The sequence below is a fragment of the Microcystis sp. LEGE 08355 genome, assembly GCF_015207185.1.
GTDB classification, from domain to species: domain Bacteria; phylum Cyanobacteriota; class Cyanobacteriia; order Cyanobacteriales; family Microcystaceae; genus Microcystis; species Microcystis panniformis.
In genome coordinates, this window is record NZ_JADEXI010000438.1 from 1 (window position 1) to 3,957 (window position 3,957).

Consider the following 3,957-nt stretch of genomic DNA (forward strand, 5'->3'; position numbering starts at 1 on the left):
GATATGGGTCACTTCTCCTTCTCCAAAAGTAGAGTGTAACACTCGATCGCCTACCTGCCATTTTCTTTGATCAGAGACAGTCTTTTCCATGGCAACCACTTTTGGGGTCTTTTTCGGTTTCAGGTTGCTTGTGAGCAATTCTGGGGGCAATTCCTGCAAAAATTGGGAAGCTACCTTAGTCTCTTTATTTCCCCAGACGTATCTTTCTTTTGCGTAGGTTAAAAATAATTGTTCCTTGGCCCGAGTCACTCCCACATAACACAAACGGCGTTCTTCCTCAAGGGCAATGGGATCGTTTAAACTACGATTATGGGGAAAAATGCCCTGTTCTAAACCGACTAAAAAGACGATAGGAAACTCTAAACCTTTGGCCGAATGAAGGGTCATTAACGAGACTTTTTCTTGACCTTCCTGAAGATTATCTAAATCCGAGGCTAAACTAGCACTAGCGAGAAATTCCTGGAGATTGGTTTCTTCGTTTTCCTCTTGGAATTGTACCACAGCGCTATACAATTCTTGAATATTCTCGATCCGGGTATCAGCTTCCTCGGTTCCCTGCTGTTTTAATTCATCAATATATCCCGAATCTTCCATGATTTTATCTAAGATTTCACTAGCGGATAAATCGGTGATTTTTTCTTGCAGGTTTTGGATAATTTTAGCTAACTTATTGATGCTTTTAGTCGCACGACCAGCGAGAGTATTAACGGAAGTTTCATCGCTGATAATTTCCCATAAAGGTACTCCTAATTCTTGGGCAGCTTTGAGCAAATTATCGATTGTGGTTTTACCGATACCGCGCCGGGGAGTGTTAATAATTCTCAGTAAACTAACGGTATCAGCAGGATTGGCAATCACTCGTAAATAAGCGATCGCATCTTTAATCTCCTGTCGATCATAAAATTTAAATCCCCCGACAATATTATAGGGGATATTATTGCGAATTAACCCATCTTCAAAGGGGCGAGATTGAGCATTAATTCGGTAGAGAATAGCAAAACTACCCCAATTTAATTCGGGGTTTTCTTGGGTAAATTCTCGAATTTTATCGATAACAAAAGCTGCTTCTTCCTGTTCATCTCTGGCTTTAAAAACATAAATACTCTCGCCTCCTTCTCTAGTGGGAACAAGGACTTTATCGATTCTTTGACTATTCTTTTCAATTAATTTATTTGCCGCTTGCAGAATATTTTCCCGTGAACGATAGTTTTCCTGTAGTTTCACCATCGTGCGAGTATCATCATCGGGTAAACCATCGCCAAAGTCCGCTTGAAAATTGAGCAAAATAGTAAAATCTGCCATCCGAAAACTATAGATAGATTGGTCGGCATCACCCACCACAAAAATCGATCGATCCGTCCAATTCCACTCACTTTTTTTCGTTTCACCATTGGTGGACAAAAGCCTAATTAACTCGTACTGAATCTGGTTAGTATCTTGGTATTCATCGACTAAAATATGCTTAAATTGCGTGTGCCAATAACCGAGAATAGATTCATTTTGCTGAAAAAGACGGACTGGAACCAGTATCAAATCATCAAAATCTAGGGCGTTATTTTGTGCCAATTGCATCTGATAAGCCTGATAAACCTCAGAAATGACCTTTCCCCGAAAATGAGAGTTTTCTCTAGCGTAATCTGTGGGGTTTAAACCTAAATTTTTGGCATTACTAATCGCATAACGTAGATTGCGAGCATCAAATTTTTTATCGTCTAAATTCATTTGTTTAGTGACGATATTTTTCACCAAACTCTGGGCATCCGATTCGTCCATAATTGAGAAATTCCTTTGCCAAATATGACCATATTCATCCTGATATTTATTAATGTCATAGCGCAAAATCCGACCGCAAAGACTGTGAAAAGTCCCAATCCAGAGTTTTTTAGTATAATTCCGATAAACTTGAGAAAAGAGTTTTTTCTGTTCGTATTCTTCCAAAAGTTCTAATCTTTGACCGTATTTTTCCTGTGCTTTTTGTTGAGCAAAAGTTTTTTCAATTCTCGTTTTCATTTCCCGGGCCGCCTTATTGGTAAAAGTGACTGCGAGAATATTTTCCGGATCGACCCCGTGATGACGGATCAAATGGGCGATACGATAGGTTAAAGCGCTGGTTTTTCCCGATCCTGCTCCAGCAACCACCAACAAGGGGCCGCAAAAATGCTCCACAGCAATGCGCTGAGAAGGATTGAGTTGTTCTAAATAATCGGCTGTGACTGTCATAATCTTTGCATATAGCTCTGCGACCTCTATTACTCAGGCTACATCATCGAGACGAGGATCGGGCATTAGTCAACCCCTTGAAGAGATAAAAATTTTTTGGGCCAGTTTCTTTCAAATCGTTCAAGATTCTAAGTTGTCCTCTACAATGGAATTAGCGGAGACGCAAGTTTCCGTTCACTCCTCACACCACACTCCGTCCGGACAATGTTCGGGCGGTTTCTTATTGAAAATACTCGATCTCTACAAATTCCCTGTTACACTGTATTATCAAAGATTTCTTGGAATCTTTTTTGCGCTCAAATGTACTACTATGTGAGGGACATCACTTGTCTAAACGTTATTTGTTCACCTCCGAATCGGTTACAGAGGGACATCCCGATAAAATTTGTGACCAGATTTCTGATACTATTCTTGACGCTCTGTTATCCCAAGATGACCACAGTCGTGTAGCGGCTGAAGTGGTTGTCAATACAGGGTTAGTCTTGATTACCGGTGAAATCACCTCGAAAGCACAGGTTCACTTCGTCGATTTAGTTCGCAAGAAAATCGCTGAAATCGGCTATATCAACGCCGATAACGGCTTTTCCTCGAATAGTTGCACGGTTTTAGTCGCTTTAGACGAACAATCTCCCGATATTTCCCAGGGTGTCACGGCTGCTCAGGAAAATCGCGAACTTCTCAGCAATGATGAACTCGATAAAATTGGTGCGGGGGACCAGGGTATTGTCTTCGGTTTCGCTTGCAATGAAACCCCCGAATTTATGCCCTTACCGATTAGTTTAGCCCACCGCATCGCTCGCCGTCTAGCGGCAGTCAGAAAAACGGGTGAACTGTCCTATCTGCGTCCCGACGGTAAAACGCAAGTATCGGTCATTTATGAAAATGGTCGTCCCGTGGGTATCGATACTATCCTTGTTTCTACCCAACACGATGCTACTATCGGCGATATCACTGATAATGATCTCGTCCAACAAAAGATTAAAAGTGATCTCTGGAAAGCGGTAGTAGAGCCTGTTTTCAGCGATTTAGAGATTAAACCCGATGCCAATACCCGTTATCTGGTTAATCCCACCGGAAAATTCGTCATTGGTGGACCCCAAGGCGACGCGGGATTAACGGGACGGAAAATTATCGTCGATACCTACGGTGGCTATTCTCGTCACGGTGGCGGCGCTTTCTCCGGTAAGGATCCTACCAAAGTCGATCGCTCTGCGGCCTATGCTTGCCGTTATGTGGCTAAAAATATCGTCGCGGCTGGTTTGGCCGATAAGTGCGAGATTCAAGTGGGTTATGCGATTGGGGTAGCTCGTCCGGTGAGTGTCTTCGTGGAAACCTTTGGCACTGGCAAAGTCGCTGATGATGTGATTCTGGACTTAATCAATAAATACTTTGAACTTCGTCCGGCCGGTATTATCCAAACCTTTAACCTGCGCGGTTTACCCTCGGAAAGAGGCGATCGTTTTTACCAAGATGTGGCCGCTTATGGTCATTTTGGTCGCAATGATCTCGACTTACCCTGGGAAAAGACCGATAAAGCCGCTATCCTCAAAGAAGCTTTGACTTCTGTGGTAGTATAGGGTTAGAAATTAACTGCAATTTTTGATTGAGGAGTAGAGTTTCAGGCTCTATTCCTTTTTTATACTATTAGGGGTCGAGAAAATCGTCACCGACCTCCCCTCCCATTCAGAACCGTGCATGAGACTTTCACCTCACACGGCTCCTAGTTTGACTGTTCCC

At 42.7% G+C, this 3,957-nt stretch carries 2 protein-coding genes; one reads left to right on the plus strand and one right to left on the minus strand.

What is annotated here, in order from left to right:
• A partial coding sequence (gene pcrA / locus IQ242_RS18745; RefSeq protein WP_193961006.1) for a DNA helicase PcrA occupies positions 1–2,220 on the minus strand: 2,220 nt, incomplete at its 3' end.
• Between the two features lie 326 nt (positions 2,221–2,546).
• On the opposite strand from pcrA, the gene metK reads away from it, so the two are divergent.
• Positions 2,547–3,797 carry a methionine adenosyltransferase gene (gene metK / locus IQ242_RS18750; RefSeq protein ID WP_193961007.1) on the plus strand — a complete coding sequence of 417 codons (1,251 nt, stop codon included), beginning with the start codon at positions 2,547–2,549 and terminating at the stop codon, positions 3,795–3,797.
• Positions 3,798–3,957: the final 160 nt, after the last annotated feature.